This window comes from Providencia rustigianii DSM 4541, from assembly GCF_000156395.1.
GTDB lineage: Bacteria > Pseudomonadota > Gammaproteobacteria > Enterobacterales > Enterobacteriaceae > Providencia > Providencia rustigianii.
Genome location: NZ_GG703817.1, coordinates 932450 through 951908 on the forward strand (window position 1 = coordinate 932450; position 19459 = coordinate 951908).

Consider the following 19459-nt stretch of genomic DNA (forward strand, 5'->3'; position numbering starts at 1 on the left):
GAAATTTGTTATTTATAACAGTGATTTGATATCGGATTTGAATAATTAAGAATGGTAACTATCAAGTTAGTGGAATTGATTATATTAAAGACAGGTCTGTTGAGCAGATGACTATTAAAGCTTCGTGAGATTTAGATTTTGTTAGAATGCTTGATTTACTTAGAATTGGAATACTTGGGAAGATGTTACTAGAAGTGAAGATGGCGGAGGAGGAGAGATTCGAACTCTCGGATGGTTTCCCATCGGCGGTTTTCAAGACCGCTGCCTTCAGCCGCTCGGCCACCCCTCCGCAATGACGTGCACTATAATCATCTGAGCTTTCAATGTAAACCCCTAATTCGGTCGTTCGCTTTAAAAATATACTCAGACGTGTTTAATGGGCGAAATTATCAACATCTATGACTGTTTTCATGCGCGATACTTGGGTTATTGCTCATTTTTTGCTAAATTTACTGCCTACTTTTGTTTGGATTGAAATAAGCATGTTGGTTTTTAATAATCAAGAAATTGAGACAGACCCTCAAGGCTACCTACTTGATAGCCAACAGTGGAGTGAAGCGTTGATTCCTTTACTTGCTGAACAGGAAGAGATCGAAATTACAGATGAGCATTTAGAAATTATTCGCTTTGTTCGGGCATTTTATTTGGAATTTAATACTTCCCCTGCCATCAGAATGTTAGTCAAGGCGGTATCCCAACAGTTTGGGGAAGAAAAAGGGAACAGCCGTTATTTATATCGACTATTCCCTAAAGGACCGGCAAAGCAAGCGACAAAGCTTGCGGGTCTCCCTAAGCCCGTAAAATGCATTTAATTCTTCAATAATCAGCTAATAGCGGACAGAAAAGTCCGCTATTGGTTCTGTTTGCCAAGTTTCTGCAAAATAGTGATCGATTTTTGCCCTCGGAGGTCCACCAGCCTTCAGCCAATCATCTACAAAATCAATATCCTGCTCCGACCCATAAATGGCTAATTGCACACTGCCATCATCACGATTACAAACAAAACCTTTGATGCCGTTTTGATTCGCCCAATGAAAGGTTTGGTAACGGAAGCCAACCCCTTGAACTCGCCCATAAATATAGAAAGAACGACCTGATGCTGCCATGTTAGCCTCCGATGTCATCACTTAATCTATTAAAATCTCTGGTAATAAGTTGTTTTTTCTTCATTCAGCAGATAATCTGATAATTGAGGCACTGCTTTTCGTTATTACCTAAAGACAGTGTATTGCGTTATTGGTAATTGTCCATACATTGGCTTGAAAACGCACAGCACTGCCCATATGTAGTTTACAGTACAAGCAAGGCTTTTTAAGGAGGTCGCTATGATGATCACCAGTAAATATGGAATCGGGCAACAAGTCAGACATAAACTTCTCGGCTACCTAGGGGTAGTTGTTGATGTTGACCCTGAGTACTCCCTCGACCAACCACATGATGATGATATTGCATCTAATAGTACATTACGCGATCTGCCTTGGTATCACGTTGTCATGGAAGATGATAATGGGGAAGCTGTTCATACTTACTTAGCTGAAGCACAAATTACTTATGAGATGACCGATGATCATCCGGAGCAACCCTCCATGGATGAACTGGCTGAATCCATAAGGTCCCAGTTACAAGCTCCGCGTCTACGCAATTAATCATGAACGCAACCAGTAAAGCAGCAAATAAGCTGCTTTATTTTTATAAGCGTGAAAACTCAATTACTTTTCAAGACCTAAAGCAGGGATTTCTTGCTTTGGACACTTGTCCATTACACATTTAAGCCCTGCATCAAGTGCAATCCTCTGAGCTTCTTCACTAATGACGCCTTTTTGTAACCACAAAACTTTCGCTTTAATTGCAGCAGCCTCTTGAGCTACGCCAACTGCGGCTTCAGCATTACGAAAGACATCGACCATATCAATAGGATAAGGAATATCGCTAAGCTGCCCGTAGACTAACTGCCCAAATAATTGCTGTCCGGCTAATTTAGGGCTAACAGGAATAACTTGATAACCTTGATGAATTAAATATTCCATGACTTCATAACTTGGTCGGTCTTTACGGTCACTCGCGCCAACTAATGCAATGGTCTTTATACTCGTTAGTATTTCAGCAATTTCTTGATCTCTCATCAAAATATCTCCCAAAACCTGTAAACTATTCATATGCATTATGATATATGTTGTATATCAATACTCACTCAATTTTTGCAGATACGTGACACCAATCTTGTTTAAGGGAACACCATGGAATCTACAACTCGTCAAATCGCGGCGTCAAAAAATATTGCCTTAGTGGCTCATGACCATTGCAAATCATCACTCTTGGACTGGGTTCAAAAAAATAAAAACCGGTTGGAATCTCACGAGTTATTTGCAACTGGTACGACAGGCACATTAATTAATAAAAATACTGGGCTCCCTGTCACAGGCATGCTTAGTGGTCCAATGGGGGGCGACCAACAAATTGGTTCTATGATTGCCGAGAAAAAAATTGATTTATTAATTTTCTTTTGGGATCCATTAAATGCTGTTCCACACGATCCTGATGTCAAAGCACTTTTACGCTTAGCTACCGTCTGGAATATTCCTGTGGCAACCAACCCAGCAACCGCTGACTTTCTAATTACGTCACCTTATTTTGATAGTGAAATTGACATTGTCATTCCTGACTATCAACGTTATTTAGACAATCGTACTCGTTAATTTGCAATTCAATATCATGTGCCAAATAAACACCAAATGGCACATGATAATTTCAACCACTATGGTTTCTTCTGTTTTGGTACACCCATTTGCAGAAGTTCATCAACAAATTCGGATGGATTCTCTGGATTATATAATAGCCATGCCTGCTGTTTGGCTCGCGTTAGTGCAACATATAACAGTCGCCGTTCTTCAGCGTGGGCAAAATTTTCGGGTTTCGGCAGTAAAGCCTCTTCGATGATTGACTCCCTTGCTGGGGCTGGAAATCCGTCCTTCCCACTATTTAGTCCACAAATAATGACATAATCCGCTTGTTGCCCTTTGGATGCATGCATAGTCATAAACTGGATATTAAGTTTTGGCCAACGAGTAGCTGCTTTATTAAGGACTTCTGGTTTTAAGTAATGATAGCGCGCCAAAATTAAAATATTTTCATCTTCAAGCACATAGCCACTCATTTTATCCAGCAAACGCTCCAATGCCTCTTCATACAGCAAAACAACCGATTTTTTATTTCCTTTTGTTAAGCTATTTAACGGTTTATCTAACTGGCTTGGGTTTTGCAACACAAAATGATTGGCAATATCTCCAATACGTTCATTGAAGCGGTATGTTGTATCTAATGCACATATCTCTCCCTCACCAAAATTATTCTGGAATGAGGTCGTTAGATTAAGTTCAGCGCCACTAAATCGATAAATAGCCTGCCAATCATCCCCCACCGCAAATAGTGCAGTTCGTTTATTTTGTTGACGCAATGCTTGTAATAGCTTGGCTCTTAATGGAGAAATATCTTGAAATTCATCGACTAAAATATGCTTCCATGGACTAATAAATCGCCCTTTTTCAATGAGATTGACAGCCTGATGAATTAAACCTGAAAAATCAATCGCACCTTCATCTTTTAATGCACTTTTCCATGCTTTTAATAGAGGCGCCATCAGCCGAATTCGTTTTTGGAATAATTCACGAATGTCTTCAGCCGTATTCTCAATCATCTCTTTTTGGCTTCCACCGTGCATCCGCATTAAACTTAACCAACGCTCTATACGTGGTAATACCTTACGGCTAATTTTTTCATCGTGCCAAAATTCACCATCAGGAATAGTCCATTGCAGTTCATCCGATAGCCATTCACGCCAACCTTTCGCCTGTGCTTTTTTGCTTGAACATTGCTCTCGCCATTCCGTTAATAATAAAGATTGGCGTTTTGAAGAGTCCGTTTCCAACTCACTGATCACTGGCGATTTATTGCTCCCTTCGCGAATGATGTGTAATGCTAAAGCATGAAAAGTTTTTGCTTCAATCTCCACTTGCTGTAAACGAGACTGAATTCGCTCATTCATCTCTTCAGCTGCTTTACGCCCAAAAGCTAACAATAATATCTGCTCAGGTTTTGCCAAGCCTCGTAATAAAAGCCAGCCTGCTCTTGCCACTAATACCGAGGTTTTTCCACTTCCCGCTCCAGCTAATACCAAAACGTTATCTTCACCATTAATGACTGATAGCGACTGAGAATTATTAAGCGGAGACGATTCTATATGTTGAAAGAAATCAGAGTAATGAGTTAAAACCGATTCGCACCATTGTTGATTATTTTGGTGGCGACATTGCTCGCTATTATTTAACCATTGGCGACAGAATTGATAATGTTCAGCACAATTGTCAAATTGTGGAATTCGAGCCAAAGGTAGAGGAAGAGATGCAAATTGTTGCGTAATTTTTTCTTTGATTATGTTGAGATCATGCAGACTTAACCATGAATCTTGCTGTGTTTGTTGTAAAATTGATTGCGCTAATGGGGTCAATACTTGCGCACTCACCTCGCTCATTTCGGCACTCCACTGCTGCCATTTTTCATTCAAAAAACGGTAAAAGTGTTGAGTTTGCTTCCATTCAGTGCCATGTAAGCGCACAACTTGTTCATTGATAATCTCAAATTCCAACTCCCCCCAAACGATCCCTCGCTTACAACGAATATCAATTAATTCATTGAATGGGATGAGATATTTGTGGTTATCACCACTAACTTCGATGCCTGCATTCAGTAAGCGAACCCGATTATAGGGATGCTGAGCCAGGCGCTGTCCAATCTGTGTCGATTTCAGTTCCATACGTTCTGCACCTGAGTAAATCATTTGTGAAAATAATTAAAGCATAATTGCTAATAGTTTTTTATTCTACGTAAACACGTTATTCTATGTAGTTAGGGATTTGTTTCACCATTGAGGTATTTTGTGCTAACGCTGCTGACGAGTTATCGCCGTGTGCTATATAACAGCCATATTCTATATTATATCCGAATACTAATAGCTCTGACAGGCACCACCTTGGTTCCATGGCTATTAGGGCTAGAGCCAAAAGTGACCATCCCTTTAACGTTAGGGGTCGTTGCTGCTGCACTCACAGATCTAGATGATAGACTAACAGGTAGAATAAAGAATTTAATTATCACGCTATTTTGTTTTTTTATCGCCTCAGTTTCTATTGAACTGCTCTTTCCTTATCCTCTGTTTTTCTTTTTGGGATTAGCAGTTTCCACCTGTGGATTTATTCTGCTCGGAGCTCTTGGCCAACGATATGCAACTATCGCGTTTGGTGCATTGCTGATCGCTATCTACACCATGTTGGGCGTCCCCATATTTGAGACTTGGTATCAACAGCCTATCTTATTGCTGACAGGCGCAATTTGGTTCAACATTTTAACGCTCATTGGTCATATCCTATTTCCAGTTCGTCCACTGCAGGATGCGATAGCACAATGTTACCAACAGTTATCCGCTTATCTTGATGCAAAAGCTAACTTATTTGACCCTGATCTAGAAGATGACTACCAGCAATCTATCTATGATTTAGCGCTCGTGAATAGCACCCTTATCAGCACAATGAATCAAGCTAAAATATCACTATTAAGTCGTTTGAAAGGTGACAGAGGGCAAAAAGGCACCCGTACTACATTACAATATTATTTTGTTGCCCAAGATATTCATGAACGAGCTAGCTCATCCCATATACAGTATCAACAATTAAGTCGCCGCTTACGTCACTGCGATATTCTATTTCGATTTCAACGCTTAATGACGATGCAAGCTAGAGCATGCCAGCAAATCGCACAGTCCGTTTTATGGCGCAAACAGTATCAACACAATCCACGTTTTGAACGCACTTTTGCTTATATTGAAAATTCATTACAACTATTACAAAAGCAATCACCTGAATTACATGAAATTAAGGCTCTGCGGAATCTACTCAATAATTTGAAAGGAATTGACGTCCAGCTAAAAGGACTGAGTTTAGGGCAAATTGAATGGCAGCAAAACAGTAAGCAAATTGAGCAACTTTCAGATGAGTCCCTGTCTGGTTTTAGGGATATAGTCACACGGATTAAACATCACCTGACACCAAAATCATCACTATTTCGCCATGCGGTCAGGATGTCAGTATTGCTATGCACAGGCTACGCCATCATTCAGTTATTTAATATTGAAAAAGGATATTGGATATTACTGACTAGCCTGTTTGTTTGTCAGCCAAACTATAGTGCGACTAAACGGCGACTTGCTATGCGGATTGTTGGTACCCTATTAGGTATTCTAATTGGATTACCACTTCTGAATATTGTTCCTTCCATCGAAGGTCAGTTAGCCTTAATCGTGGTCAGCGGTTTGTTATTTTTTATGTTTCGTAGCAGCCAATATGCACAAGCAACCCTATTCATTACCTTGCTGGTTTTATTTTGCTTCAATTTGCTGGGTGAAGGATTTGACGTCGCTCTTCCAAGAGTCATTGATACTCTTATTGGCTGTTTTATTGCATTACTTGCCGTGAGCTTTATCTGGCCCGATTGGAAATTTCGCCAATTACCCCAAGTTGTACAAAAAACCATGGACAGTAACTGCCGCTATCTAGATGCCATTTTACAACAATATTACCAAGGAAAAGACAATAGCTTGGAATACCGTGTTGCCAGACGTGATGCTCATAATAACGATGCTGAATTTGCGTCTATTGTGTCTAATATGGCTTCAGATCCTAAGTCATACCAAATCACACAAGAACAAGCATTCCGTTTATTATGCTTAAACCATACCCTATTGAGCTATATCTCTGCACTCGGCGCCCATCGGGAAAAAATGCACAATGAAGATAATTTAGCGTTATTGAATGATGCGATTTGCTATATTGAATCCTCAATCCAAGTGACCTCTCTAGACCCTGCGATTGTGGATGAAAAATCAGAACATTTGAGACAAAGCCTGCTAAATAGGATTGACCATATTTCCAGTGACGATGATGAAAAAACTATACTTATCATGGAACAAACCAAACTACTGGTTGAGCTAATCCCTGAAATAAAATCCATGATTCAACAAATTAGTTTGTCATAAAATAAACTGATGAGCGGGTATTAAAATCCTAATAAGGCGATATACCCGCTCCTTTTGTACCTACTAAGCACTAACTCACGTTATTAAACCATTTGATCAACTCTTGCTTTGCTCGAACAGGTAAAACTTCGCTGTGACATCCCTCTATTGCAGCCGCTAATCCTATTAATAACTTAACACTTAGAGTTTGTTTTCCATGTTGTTTAAGCTTTAAAAAACAGGCTTTTGCCCCTATCATAACGAGCTCTTCAGCACGAAATATTCCTATTTTACCTAATGCACGCTCCATCGACATATTCATATTGGGAAGATCTTTGATACGTACCGTTGCTGATGCTTTCTTTTGCGCTTCTTCATGTGCTGAACGATAAGCCAATTCAATAATATGACTCAATATTTCCACATTTGACCAAGCATTCTCTGGTAATTGATAATAACGTAACTCTAATGGAACCCCTTTTTTGCTGTATATCAGACGGTTTAAGCCTACTGACTCAAAATAACTTCGAGCAAACAAACATCCCCGCACATAAAATTGCCCATCTAATACCAGTCCTACTAAAATATTGTTGATACATAAGCAGTATCCACCAAAATGATTTCTCTTTTTTAACTCACCAAATTGCTTCAGCGTTTCTTGTAAAAGAGAATTTTTTTCCTTCTGTAATGACATATTTCTCAGTTCCTTCTGTTACCAAAATCACCATCTTCCTTGAAAAAATAAACGATAAAACTCTTTGCTTTTACAAACAATTACGACCTCTTAATTTTGAGAGTTTCAGTCATAAATGCCAAGCATAACTCAGATAAAAACCCCAAAGTTGCGAAGCGCTTTGTAAAAATAGCCTTGATATTGGATAAATATACAGTTACTGTATGTTCATACAGCATTGTAACGAGGTGAATTATGAGTATCTATTCTTGGAACAACACTACAGAACATTCTCTTAATAGTTATACGCAAGCGATCCCATCTACGGGTAATGTAAGCGACTCAATGCAACAAGGTATGGTTAGTGAATTGGTGTATGATGAACAGCACCCAATTATGGACTGTATACTGCTGCCAATGCTACGTCAGCTTGGTATTCAATCACGCTGGTTACTGTGGTTAAGCCCCAATAAGAAATTAAGTAAGAATTGGTTAGAACAAGCAGGTCTTCCGGTTAATAAAATCATGCAACTTAATCAAATGCACTCAATTAACTCTGTTGATGCCATGGAAAAAGCCTTGAGAAGTGGTAATTACAGCGTCGTATTAGGATGGTTGCCAAAAATAAATGAACAAGATTTTATTCTTTTGCAAGCCGCTGCCAAAGAAGGTCATTCTATCGGATTCATCATGCGCCCAGAAAAAAATTATAATATGGCTACGACGGAGCTAAGACCACAAAATCATTTAAAGATTCATTCTAGAAGCTATCATTAACTCAGAATAAGATTTATCTTACCAAACTTTACCTTTTGTAATATTTAAGTAAAAACAACACTAAAAAGCATTGTAGATCAATTGGATAGAATACATTAGGATTATAGCCAAAATATATATATCTCTATGATTTTTACACTAAAAAAAGACTTTTTTTAACCTTTCTTGCTGGCTCTACTTGTATCTTTTGGAGTTCGTTGTAGACTTTAGCCTGTTAAGCTTATGGCATTATTTTTTTACTTTTCGTAAATTTTTGTGGATAATGCCAGCTGAACCTAGCAATTAAATTAAACCAATGGCAAATAATAAGGCTCACGAGGCCAAGCCAATATTGGATGATAACGAGGCGTAAAAATGAAAAAGACAGCTATCGCGGTAGCAGTAGCGGTTGCAGCGTTTGCAACTGTTGCGCAAGCAGCTCCAAAAGATAACACTTGGTATACTGGTGGTAAATTAGGTTGGTCTCATTATGAGCACGCTAAATTTACTGATGAAGCTGGTGATACTGTTGGTACCGGCAAAAAAACTCGTGACCAATTAGGTGCGGGTCTGTACGCAGGTTACCAATACAACCAGTACATGGGCTTCGAAATGGGCTATGACTGGTTTGGTAAAATGAAGTATAAAGGCACAAACCCAGGAAGCGTGTCTTCAATGGGTGTGTCTTTAACTACTAAACTGAGCTATCCAATCATGGAAGACTTAGACGTTTATACACGTCTGGGTGGTATGGTTTACCGTACAGAAGCTAAAGTTAACAATTCAGGTAAAGAAACTGACACTGGCGTTTCTCCAGTTTACGCACTGGGTGTTGAGTATGCTATTACTCCAGAATTAGCAACTCGTTTAGACTACCAGTGGGTTAGCGGTATGGGCGACAAAGACAACATCGGTGTTAGCCCAGACAACGGCATGCTGAGCGTTGGTCTTGCTTACCGTTTCGGTCAAGAAGCAACTCCAGTTGTAGCTCCAGCAGTTGTTGCTGAGCCAGCAGCGCCAGTTGTTGAAAACAAACGTTTCACTCTGCGTTCAGACGTTCTGTTTAACTTCAACAAAGCATCTCTGAAACCAGAAGGTCAGCAAGCGCTGAACGAACTGTACAACGAACTGAGCAACATCGATCCAACTCAAGGTCGCGTGTTAGTAGTTGGTTTCACAGACCGTATCGGTTCACAAAACTACAACCTGCCACTGTCACAAAAACGTGCTCAGTCAGTAGTAGATTACTTAGTTGCTAAAGGCGTTCCAGCAAGCGCAATCGCTGCTGAAGGTCGTGGTAAAGAAGATCCAGTAACTGGTAACAAATGTGACGCAGTTAAAGGTCGTGCAGCTCTGATCGAATGTTTAGCACCAGACCGTCGCGTTGAAATCGAAATTCAAGGTACAACTGAAGTTGTAGCTCAACCAGGCGCTTAATTTATAGCCCTAGTTTGAATTTTGAACTGAATATAAAAAACCCCAATTTATTGGGGTTTTTTTTTGATTAAAATTTTTAATTCCAACCTATCTATCGCTCTTTTTTATTATTATTTTTGCTACATGACTCCTAACATACACATTACTTCTCTTTGCTTTCCCCTAAGATCGCCTGTAGATCGTTCTTCAATAAACTCATTTGGCTTTCATATTTATCTTTATGCTCAGCATCTTCAATTAACTGAATAATCGTCTCTGAAAGCGTTTTATTACGCTTTGAGGCAAGATTTGACAGCCGCTGCCATACCGAATAATTTAAATCGATAGATTTTTTCCGCGTATGTGGATGCTCCGCATTAAAATGACGCTTACGTCTTGCCCTGATACTTTGTTTCATGCGGTTATCAAGCTGAGGATCCATATGATCTGTAATCCACTTCAATACAGACACTGGGCTATTTTCCATTTTCAACAACAGCTCAATAGCTTCTTGCTCCGCACTTCTCTCTATATAGCGGGTGATTGTTTCTCCACCCCTGGATTTTTTTACCAGATATTCCCATTTCCAGCCACATTCAAGATTTTCAAGCTGCTGATATTTCATAATTTTTCCTGAAGAAAATCACACTTACCATTATATTAGCAATATTATAAGAAAAATGCTCAATGTGGATGACATTAAACCTAGCGCCAAAAAGCCAACATAAAGAAAATAACAGTAATTGAAAAAAGTAGTGTACAATTCGGATCCATACGTTAACAAATTACTAAAATCGCATGTCCACTTTTGAACACATACTCCTCATCTATGGGATTGGAGGCGTATGCTCTATGTTATTCACCCTGCTGGTAACCAAAGATCCTAATTTTTATATGAGACTACTGAGTGCCATACTTATTGGCTTAACATGGCCTATGAGCTTACCAGTCGTACTTATGTTTTCTTTATTCTAATCGATATTTCAACAATTATTGCTGCAAGATTGGCTCCTAAAGGCTAATATAACAATCTTGACTTTAAGGTATCTTAAGGTCACTAATTTGCCTGAAACCGTATATAAAACAGACAAAATCGAAATAAACTCAGGTATACGCGCCCAGCTAATTGGCAGGCATTATTGATAACCATACTAATAGCAGATAATTATAGTGATCAGTCAAGAACTAACATGGCAAGGCCTAACGCCTAACTTATCGTCTTTCCAGACAAAATTTGTCTCTTCAGCGACTTTAACACCTTCAACGCTGTCTGATATCCAGCCAAGATTATTTGATGGAATGCAGCGTTTCGTTCACGAATATGCACAAACACGTTTTATGTTCATCAAGTCTGATGAAAGCGAAGAATACTTAAAATTTTTCGCGGACTCGATCACGCCATTATTAACTGAAACTAAAACGATACACGGAGATTATCAACTCTCTGAGGGCAAGCTGTCATATCAATGGAAAAGTGATATTCAAAGCCGATTCTCTACCCGAGACAAAATAGCCTATCGTGAATGGATAGAACCAGAGCAGCTGTTTGGCTATATCACTCCGACGATGAATTTAGTTCCTGGTTTACTACATCAAATTAATGGGGGCGTACTAGTCATCTCCGCGAGCGCTTTCGTAACTCAACCATTGATGTGGACTCGCTTAAAAAATATGGTGATGCGCCGTCAGCTAGAGTGGCTACCATACAGTGAGAATCAAACCCTACCGATTGATGTTGAGCCTCATCCACTGGAACTGAAAGTTATTATTGTCGGAGATCGGCTGACTCTTGAAGAGTTTGAGCTGGCTGCACCTGAATTATTTGAAAGTGCCATTTATGGTGAATATGAGCCATTAATGTTCTTTGAAGATGAAGATCAATTAAGTCTATGGATGAACTTCGTCAAATTCATTATCAACAAAAATAAATTACCTGAGATTGCTGCAGATGGCTGGCCTTCATTAGTCATACAAGCGGCTCGTAGCTGTGAAGACAAATATAATCTTCCTCTTGATATTCACTGGTTAACACGACGTTTAACAGATGCATCCCATTATTCCACTGAAGGCTTATTGACCCGCGATTCATTTGCTCAAGCAGAAGAAAACCGATTATGGCGTCATAGCTTCCTTGTAGAACGGAATCAGGATGACATCCTGCAAGAACAAGTACTCGTTAAAACAGAAGGTGAAATGGTTGGGCAAATTAATGGCTTATCCGTTTTACAATATCCAGGATATCCTGATGCTATTGGTGAACCTTCGCGGATCACTTGTGTGGTTCATCTCGGGGATGGAGAATTTACCGATGTAGAGCGTAAAGCTGAATTGGGTGGAAATATCCACGCGAAAGGCATGATGATCATGCAAGCTTACCTCAACTATGAATTAAAATTGGAGCAACCACAGCCATTCTCCGCATCTATTGTTTTTGAACAGTCATACGGTGAAGTTGATGGCGATAGCGCCTCATTGGCTGAGCTATGCGCATTAATTAGTGCATTATCATTACAACCCATCGACCAACAAATTGCCGTAACAGGCTCCGTTGACCAATTTGGTTATGTCCAGCCAATTGGGGGAGTAAATGAAAAAATCGAAGGATTTTATGATATTTGTGACAAACGTGAATTAACGGGTAATCAAGGCGTCATTATTCCAATGTCTAATGTTCGCCACTTATGCCTAAAAGAAGACGTTATTGATGCAGTGAAAGAAGGCAAATTTCATATTTGGCCTGTGGAACATGTTGCTCAAGCAGTCACCCTTCTCACTAAACAGCCCTATTTTGAGCAGCAAGTTGAAGGTGATAATGTACACCTGTTAGCTTTAATTCAAGAACGCATAAATCAAGCCAACTCGCCTGATAAAGCAAGATTACCTTGGTTTTTAAAATGGCTTGGCTAAGTAAATATTGAGTAAATTTTAGCAGATCGGAGTTGTTCAGCGTACAAGTGTAAGCTATCCTGTTGGCTTACACATAGATAAAGGCTATCTGAAGATCATGGTTGATAAACGCGAATCCTATACAAAAGAAGATTTAGAGGCTTCTGGAAGAGGCGAATTATTTGGGGAAAATGGTCCTCCGCTACCATCAGGTAATATGTTGATGATGGATCGTGTCATCAAAATGACCGAGGATGGTGGTACATTCAACAAAGGCTATGTAGAAGCAGAACTGGATATCAATCCAGACCTTTGGTTCTTTGGCTGTCATTTTACGAATGACCCTGTCATGCCGGGCTGCTTAGGTCTTGATGCAATGTGGCAACTAGTTGGTTTTTACCTTGGCTGGTTAGGCGGAGAAGGTAAAGGTCGCGCTCTCGGCGTTGGTGAAGTTAAATTCATCGGTCAAGTATTACCTACTGCGAAGAAAGTCACTTACCGTATCAATTTTAAACGTGTGATTAACCGTAAATTGATTATGGGATTAGCTGATGGTGAGGTTCTTGTTGACGGTAAACTGATTTATACCGCAAATGACCTGAAAGTCGGTCTATTTAAGGATACGAGCGCGTTTTAATTATCCGCTTATCCCTAAAATGCAAACCTCCGCAAATGCGGAGGTTTATAATTGGATCGATTGTTCTAAATTAACTCCCCGAAACGGTTCAAGTTTTTAATCTAAAAAATCATAATGACTGGTAAGCTAAACGGCAACTGCCGCTCTATCCTCCATCGCTTTTCGCCAGCCACCGAGCCAATGCGAGCGCGCATCAATTGCCTGATATGGGCATAGCTCTTTAGAACGTCCCGTTAAACCTGCTTGATAACCTCGAGATAAAGCTCTTTCTAAACGGTCTCGCTTCTGTCTTTTCATGCCTTACTTCCCTCATCATTAAAATGGAAAAGAAAACAGTATCTATTTTCAGAATAGATACACTATACAAATAACGTTCGTTGATGAGAAAAGCAAGTAAAGAATTTTATATTAATGTCATAAATGCTGTAAATGTGATGTGTGTGGAGTGGTATTTATAACTGGCTGATATTTCAATAAATACTATCTTAATCATTATTTATCATTCAGTTATACTAAATTAAATATTTTATTCTTAACCATTGAAATAAAAATGCACCACGTTTTTAGCGCAGTGCATTTTATTCAAATCGAGTCATCAATAAGAATTATTTCTTACTAATCTCTTTAGCAATATCACTGGCGACTTGTTGCCAACCACTCGCTAAAGTGCGAACTAATTCTGGATACCCATCTTCCGATTGGTCTAATTGGATATCAAAATTACGACGTACAATACTGTCACCTTGGATTAAGGTCCAAAATCCTTGAACTAGTACCTTACCATCATAGCGACCATTAAATGCCGTTAACGTAATATCTAACGTCTCAGGCGAATTTTGTAAGGGTTGCAATGAAATTAATCGGTCAGGTAATGCAGCCGATAATTCACGAACCATTGACTGGCCTAGCTGCTGCTCTAAAGGACTCGCCCATAAATGTGCACTCGCATTGGTATAAGCAACATCCGATGTTTGATATGTAATCCCATTAGAGGTCAATACATCAGATAAAGTCACTCGCTGTAACCAAACCTGACCTTTGCCCATCACCACCGCTTGTTGTGCCTCAGGCGCTTTCATCGGTAGTTGGTAATACATTTTTTCTGGGGTGCTACTGCATGCAGCCAACAGTAAAACAGCGATTGATAATAAATATCTCATTACTTTTTCACTCCTTTAGGCACAACGTCCTTGGTTGGCTCAGCTTCGAAAACTAATGCATTGCTCTTGTTATTTAACGTACGTAATAATGGCTGAACTTCACGTAAAACTTGATCTAAACGTTGCATGTCATCGACCATTTTATTGTAGGCAGGTGAACCCGGTTGGAAACCTTGCATCGTTTTATTCATTTCCTGCAACGATTTTTGCATATCTCTCGGTAAACTTTGGAATTCTTTGCTATTCATCAGTTTATTCAACTGAGTAAACATCTGATTCGCTTCTTGAACCAGTTTTTGACCTTCTGCTAATGTTTGTGTCGTTTGCTTCAGCATTGGCTCAATTGGCATATTGTTGATCTTATCAAGAACCGCAATAACCTTCTGTTGGATTTGCGCTAAGCCACCGCTGTGGGTTGGGATGATTTTATAACCGGCAATCACATATGGTCCTTTATATTCAGGAACATCAGGAATGAAGTCTAGGTCAATATAGAGTGCCCCAGTTAATAAATTGCCTGATTTTAATGACGCTCTCAGCCCATTTTTCATTGCCAGATTCAATTCATTTTTTAGATTGAAATCTTTGCCAACATCTTGAGCAAAACGTTCCGGCTCAATATGAATTAGCACTGGAATTCGGAAATTATTATCCAGTGTTTGATCTAGACCCGGCGTATAGAAAGGCACTTGAGCTACGGTACCTAGGCGAATGCCTCGGAATTCAACGGGTGCCCCCGGCTGTAGTCCACGAACCGAGTCTGAGAAAAACAGGACAAAATCTTGGTATGTCGTGTACAGAGAATCTTGAATACTTGTTTGATTGTCAAATAGCTGGAATTCAGCATTCTCTTTAACAGCGTCACCTGGAATCCAACCTTGTGGAACATCAAAGCTCACGCCGCCAGTCAATAATGTCGCTACAGAACCCATGGAAACATGAACCCCTTGGGATGACATATCGAATGCAATACCGCTATCTTTCCAGAAGCGCACATTGCTACTAATCAATTTGTCATAAGGAGCATTAATAAATAATTGGTAGCGCATATCACGCTTATCCATGTCGAAACTACTGGTTTCAACCGAGCCGACACGATATCCGCGAAATAAAACGGGGTCTCCGGCATTAAGCTGCCCGGCCTTATCACTCGACAAAATGATCCGTTTGCCTTTTGCATCTGGTGAAGCTAACGGAGGTGTATCCAATAGCGTAAATTCGAAATGTTCTTTTGAGGCAAGTCCCGGCTGCAATTCTATATATGCACCGGAGAGCAAGGTTCCAAGACCTGAAACGCCATCACGGCCAATGGTCGGTTTCACAATCCAGAACGCGGAATCTGTACGCAGTAAGTCTTCCATTCCACTGTTTAGTCTTGCCTTAATGATAACGCGACTAAAATTAGAATCTAAGGTAACGCTTTCCACGACCCCGATATCAACACTGCGACTTTTAATTTTTGTTTTACCCGCTTCAACCCCTTCTGCACTGTAAGTGATCAACGTCACTTCAGGACCTTGATGGCTAAAATGGTAAAACAGGATCCAAGCACCAATTAATAAAGTTACAATCGGGATCACCCATACTGGTGACCAACTTTTTAACTTACTCACTTTGGCATTGCCCTGTGGTGTTTCTTGATCTGTCACCCTGTAGCTCCTTCTTGTTCAACAGTCTTAACTGCACTTCTCTTCTCACAACGATCCCATGTTAAGCGAGGATCAAAGGTCATTGCCGAAAACATCGTTAAAATCACGACCACACCGAAGAATATCACTCCCGGTGCAGGGACGATGTTCATAAGTTGCCCCATTTGAACCAATGCAGTCAAAATGGTAATCACAAACACATCAATCATTGACCAGCGGCCGACATATTCCACTAGCTCATAAATAAAATGCATTCGATGAGGATCGCGATTTCCAAAGCCTTTTGAATCAAGGCACAACCACGCAATCCCAATCATTTTTAATGTTGGAACCATAATACTGGCAATAAAGATAATCATCGCAACAGGAAATGAGCCATCTTCCCAAAGCAACAATACGCCATCCATGATAGTAGAGTGGATATCACTCCCCAGCGTATTAGTCGTCATCACTGGCAATACGTTAGCCGGAATATAAAGCAGGATCGAGGTGAATAGCAGCGCTAGCGTCCACTGTATACTTTGGTTTTTACGTACACCACCATGGGAATGGCAACGAGGACACTGAGATTGGTCGGCGGGCAGAATTGCTGTGCATACTAGACATAGCCTTGCATCTTGACTGATCCCAGTCTGCCCGACTTTCAGCGGCTTATGCAGCTTCGGTGCAGCTTCAATGCGATTCCATAACCAGTGACGATCCAAACATTGGAAAGCACGAACTTGCATCATGCAAAATGCACAATACGGTAAAAAGCTCGCCCCAATACCAATATCACCATAGGCGATTAATTTGACAAAACTGACTAATACACCCGCCAAAAAAATCTCGGCCATACACCAAGACTTCATTTGAAATAGAATGCGGGTAATCACTACTTTTACCATTTTGGGCAAGTGAACTTGTAACCCTAAAAGGATAATAGTCACCATGCAAAATGCAGGAATAATTAAGGAAAAAAGGAGAAAAAACAGTGCTAAACCGCTATATCGAGTGCCTAATATAATTTCGACGATTTGAATCATCGAAATTTCATTTTCAATCCCCGCAGCCCCCATTTTTACAAATGGGAAAAAACACGCAACCACCAGCATAATTAATGCACTAAATGCATATGCTGCGGGCTGTTTATAGGGATACCGCCACTTAGATATTAGCGTCGTTTCACAGCGCGGACACGTGGCTTTATTGCCCTGTTCCAATTCAGGAACGGCAACCATCATGTCACACTGAGGACAGAGCACATGTTCATGGGACGCATGGGAACACAAGGTGTTTTTTCTCCTTTATATTTTTTATCGTTTATTAGCTATTTTTCAATAGCTCTAGCTCCTGCCAACGATCAAACGCCTGTTCTAATTCCTGCTCTTTAGCGGCGAGAGTACTTAAGGCCTTCTCAGTCACATCATGAGGCTGATTAAAGAAATCTGCATCCCCAATTTGAGCTTGAAGCGCTTCGATATCCCCTTCAAGTTGCTCTAATTTTGCGGGTAACAGCTCAAGCTCACGCAGTAAGTTATAACTTAATTTATTTGTGCGCTTCGGTGCTTCTTTTGATTTTGTCTCTTTTTCTGACGTCGCTACTTTACTTGTTTGCTCAGATTTCAGACTCACGGTTTGTGCTTTTTGTTTTTGAGCGTCGAAATATCCACCAACAAAACGTTTAATTTCACCGTTACCATCGAAAATCCAGCACTCGGTAACACTGTTATCCACAAACTCTCTATCATGGCTAACAAGCAAAACAGTACCTTGATAACCATCGACTAACTCTTCCAACAATTCTAACGTTTCAACATCGAGGTCATTGGTTGGTTCATCAAGAATCAATAAGTTACTTGGTTTTAAAAATAAACGAGCCAGTAATAGCCGATTACGCTCACCACCGGATAAGGCTCTGACTGGAGTCATCGCCCGTTTTGGTGGGAACATAAAGTCTTGTAGATAACCCAATACATGGCGAGGTTTTCCATTAACCATCACTTCTTGCTTACCTTCAGCAAGGTTATCCATGACAGTTTTGTCTGGGTCTAAAGCTGCGCGATGTTGATCAAAATAAGCAACTTCTAATTTCGTTCCACAATGCACGCGCCCACTATCTGCTTGCAAATCACCCAACATCAAACGTAACAGTGTGGTTTTACCACAACCATTCGGCCCCACCAATGCAATTTTATCACCACGTAATACTTGTGCAGAAAAATCCTTAACTAAAACTTTTCCATCAACTTGATAATTAACATTTTCAAGTTCAAATACAATTTTACCTGAACGAGCCGCTTCGCCCACTTGCATACGAGCAGTCCCCATGACTTCACGGCGTTCTGAACGTTCATTTCGTAATGCTTTTAATGCTCGAACTCGACCTTCGTTGCGGGTACGTCTCGCTTTAATTCCTTGGCGTATCCAAGTTTCTTCTTGGGCCAATTTGCGGTCAAATTCTGCATTTTGCATCTCTTCAACGCGTAAAGCTTCTTCTTTACTAATCAGATAATCGTCATAGTTACCCGGCCAAGAAGCAAGCTGACCACGATCTAAATCGATAATGCGTGTTGCCATGTTGCGGATGAATGAGCGGTCATGGGAAATAAATACAATGCTACCTTGGAAATCTTTCAAAAAGGTTTCCAGCCACAAAATAGTTTCGATATCTAAGTGGTTCGTTGGTTCATCTAAGAATAAGACGCGAGGATTGCTCACTAGCGCTCGTCCTAATGCTGCTTTACGTAACCATCCACCCGATAGAGAGGATAATTCCGCATCCGCAGGTAATCCCAGTTTTTTCAATACATCATTGATGCGAGAATCTAGTAACCATAAATTTAAATTATCTAAAACTTCTTGCAGATCCGATAATTTATTTAAATTCTTTTCGCTTGGGTCTGTTTCCACTAATTTAAGTTGATGATGGTAATCCTTGAGGTATTTCGCCTGCTCAGCAACACCTTCGGCAACAAAATCAAAAATAGTTCCTTCCACATTACGCGGTGGATCTTGCTGTAAACGAGCAACAATCAGATCTTGTTCGTAAATCAATTGACCATCATCTAATGGTTGTTCTTTGGTCAACACGCGCATTAGAGTTGATTTCCCAGCCCCATTACGCCCGACTAAACAAACGCGTTCATTATCTTCAATATGTATTTCAGTATTATCTAACAAGGGTGCATCACTGAATGCCAGATATGCACCAGATAAATTAATTAAAGCCATTAATCC

General features: G+C 40.1%; 19 protein-coding genes and 1 tRNA gene. 9 read left to right on the plus strand and 11 right to left on the minus strand.

Features of this window, described 5'->3' with window-relative positions; genetic code table 11:
• Nucleotides 1-201 precede the first annotated feature (201 nt).
• Nucleotides 202-289: transfer RNA gene (locus tag PROVRUST_RS04555), tRNA-Ser, on the minus strand.
• A gap of 193 nt (nucleotides 290-482) precedes the next feature.
• Between PROVRUST_RS04555 and PROVRUST_RS04560 the strand changes: the two genes are divergently transcribed.
• A complete protein-coding gene (locus PROVRUST_RS04560; RefSeq protein ID WP_039854453.1) occupies nucleotides 483-812 on the plus strand; it encodes a TusE/DsrC/DsvC family sulfur relay protein in 330 nt (109 codons plus the stop codon).
• A 15-nt stretch (nucleotides 813-827) separates the two neighbouring features.
• Here PROVRUST_RS04560 and PROVRUST_RS04565 read toward each other — a convergent pair whose 3' ends face one another.
• The gene (locus PROVRUST_RS04565) at nucleotides 828-1106 is read right to left on the minus strand and encodes an acylphosphatase (RefSeq protein ID WP_039854293.1); all 279 of its coding nucleotides are present in this window, start codon (nucleotides 1104-1106) and stop codon (nucleotides 828-830) included.
• Nucleotides 1107-1325: 219 nt separating this feature from the next.
• Between PROVRUST_RS04565 and hspQ the strand changes: the two genes are divergently transcribed.
• Nucleotides 1326-1646: a heat shock protein HspQ gene (hspQ, locus tag PROVRUST_RS04570; protein WP_006813539.1), complete on the plus strand. Its 321-nt coding sequence runs from the start codon at nucleotides 1326-1328 to the stop codon at nucleotides 1644-1646.
• A 63-nt stretch (nucleotides 1647-1709) separates the two neighbouring features.
• Here the strand turns inward: hspQ and PROVRUST_RS04575 are convergent, their stop codons facing one another.
• Complete coding sequence (locus tag PROVRUST_RS04575; RefSeq protein ID WP_039854456.1) at nucleotides 1710-2123, minus strand: CoA-binding protein; 414 nt, start codon at nucleotides 2121-2123, stop codon at nucleotides 1710-1712.
• 114 nt (nucleotides 2124-2237) lie between these two features.
• On the opposite strand from PROVRUST_RS04575, the gene PROVRUST_RS04580 reads away from it, so the two are divergent.
• Nucleotides 2238-2696 carry a methylglyoxal synthase gene (locus PROVRUST_RS04580; protein ID WP_006813541.1) on the plus strand — a complete coding sequence of 153 codons (459 nt, stop codon included), beginning with the start codon at nucleotides 2238-2240 and terminating at the stop codon, nucleotides 2694-2696.
• 59 nt (nucleotides 2697-2755) lie between these two features.
• On the opposite strand, the gene helD is transcribed toward PROVRUST_RS04580, so the two are convergent.
• Nucleotides 2756-4810, minus strand: a complete 2055-nt coding sequence (helD, locus tag PROVRUST_RS04585) for a DNA helicase IV (protein ID WP_039854295.1) — start codon at nucleotides 4808-4810, stop codon at nucleotides 2756-2758.
• A gap of 123 nt (nucleotides 4811-4933) precedes the next feature.
• Between helD and yccS the strand changes: the two genes are divergently transcribed.
• On the plus strand, nucleotides 4934-7084 hold the full coding sequence (gene yccS / locus PROVRUST_RS04590) for a YccS family putative transporter (RefSeq protein WP_126436604.1): 2151 nt from the start codon (nucleotides 4934-4936) through the stop codon (nucleotides 7082-7084).
• A 70-nt stretch (nucleotides 7085-7154) separates the two neighbouring features.
• On the opposite strand, the gene PROVRUST_RS04595 is transcribed toward yccS, so the two are convergent.
• The gene (locus tag PROVRUST_RS04595; RefSeq protein ID WP_006813544.1) at nucleotides 7155-7757 is read right to left on the minus strand and encodes a TfoX/Sxy family DNA transformation protein; all 603 of its coding nucleotides are present in this window, start codon (nucleotides 7755-7757) and stop codon (nucleotides 7155-7157) included.
• Nucleotides 7758-7991: 234 nt separating this feature from the next.
• Here PROVRUST_RS04595 and sulA point away from each other — a divergent pair, with 234 nt between their 5' ends.
• On the plus strand, nucleotides 7992-8513 hold the full coding sequence (sulA, locus tag PROVRUST_RS04600) for an SOS-induced cell division inhibitor SulA (protein WP_039854297.1): 522 nt from the start codon (nucleotides 7992-7994) through the stop codon (nucleotides 8511-8513).
• A 354-nt stretch (nucleotides 8514-8867) separates the two neighbouring features.
• Nucleotides 8868-9929 (plus strand): porin OmpA, encoded by a 1062-nt coding sequence (ompA, locus tag PROVRUST_RS04605; protein WP_006813546.1) that lies wholly within the window; start codon nucleotides 8868-8870, stop codon nucleotides 9927-9929.
• A 142-nt stretch (nucleotides 9930-10071) separates the two neighbouring features.
• On the opposite strand, the gene matP is transcribed toward ompA, so the two are convergent.
• Nucleotides 10072-10533, minus strand: coding sequence for a macrodomain Ter protein MatP (matP, locus tag PROVRUST_RS04610; RefSeq protein WP_006813547.1), 462 nt, complete (start codon nucleotides 10531-10533; stop codon nucleotides 10072-10074).
• Between the two features lie 173 nt (nucleotides 10534-10706).
• On the opposite strand from matP, the gene PROVRUST_RS19150 reads away from it, so the two are divergent.
• The 3 genes from PROVRUST_RS19150 (at nucleotide 10707) to fabA (ending at nucleotide 13431) form a co-directional block, all read left to right on the plus strand.
• The gene (locus tag PROVRUST_RS19150) at nucleotides 10707-10883 is read left to right on the plus strand and encodes a GhoT/OrtT family toxin (protein ID WP_071599532.1); all 177 of its coding nucleotides are present in this window, start codon (nucleotides 10707-10709) and stop codon (nucleotides 10881-10883) included.
• 195 nt (nucleotides 10884-11078) lie between these two features.
• Nucleotides 11079-12815, plus strand: a complete 1737-nt coding sequence (locus PROVRUST_RS04615) for an AAA family ATPase (RefSeq protein ID WP_039854298.1) — start codon at nucleotides 11079-11081, stop codon at nucleotides 12813-12815.
• A gap of 97 nt (nucleotides 12816-12912) precedes the next feature.
• Nucleotides 12913-13431 (plus strand): bifunctional 3-hydroxydecanoyl-ACP dehydratase/trans-2-decenoyl-ACP isomerase, encoded by a 519-nt coding sequence (gene fabA, locus PROVRUST_RS04620; RefSeq protein ID WP_006813549.1) that lies wholly within the window; start codon nucleotides 12913-12915, stop codon nucleotides 13429-13431.
• A gap of 126 nt (nucleotides 13432-13557) precedes the next feature.
• Here fabA and rmf read toward each other — a convergent pair whose 3' ends face one another.
• The 5 genes from rmf to PROVRUST_RS04645 all read right to left on the minus strand — a co-directional run bounded on the left by rmf (nucleotide 13558) and on the right by PROVRUST_RS04645 (nucleotide 19453).
• Nucleotides 13558-13728: a ribosome modulation factor gene (gene rmf, locus PROVRUST_RS04625; RefSeq protein ID WP_006813550.1), complete on the minus strand. Its 171-nt coding sequence runs from the start codon at nucleotides 13726-13728 to the stop codon at nucleotides 13558-13560.
• 308 nt (nucleotides 13729-14036) lie between these two features.
• Nucleotides 14037-14591: a membrane integrity-associated transporter subunit PqiC gene (gene pqiC, locus PROVRUST_RS04630; RefSeq protein WP_006813551.1), complete on the minus strand. Its 555-nt coding sequence runs from the start codon at nucleotides 14589-14591 to the stop codon at nucleotides 14037-14039.
• Entirely contained in the window at nucleotides 14591-16240 is a 1650-nt protein-coding gene (gene pqiB / locus PROVRUST_RS04635) for an intermembrane transport protein PqiB (RefSeq protein ID WP_006813552.1), read from the minus strand. Before pqiB ends, pqiC begins: the two co-directional genes overlap by 1 nt.
• Complete coding sequence (gene pqiA / locus PROVRUST_RS04640) at nucleotides 16237-17511, minus strand: membrane integrity-associated transporter subunit PqiA (RefSeq protein WP_071599533.1); 1275 nt, start codon at nucleotides 17509-17511, stop codon at nucleotides 16237-16239. Before pqiA ends, pqiB begins: the two co-directional genes overlap by 4 nt.
• 34 nt (nucleotides 17512-17545) lie before the next feature.
• Entirely contained in the window at nucleotides 17546-19453 is a 1908-nt protein-coding gene (locus PROVRUST_RS04645) for an ABC transporter ATP-binding protein (protein WP_006813554.1), read from the minus strand.
• Nucleotides 19454-19459 lie beyond the last annotated feature (6 nt).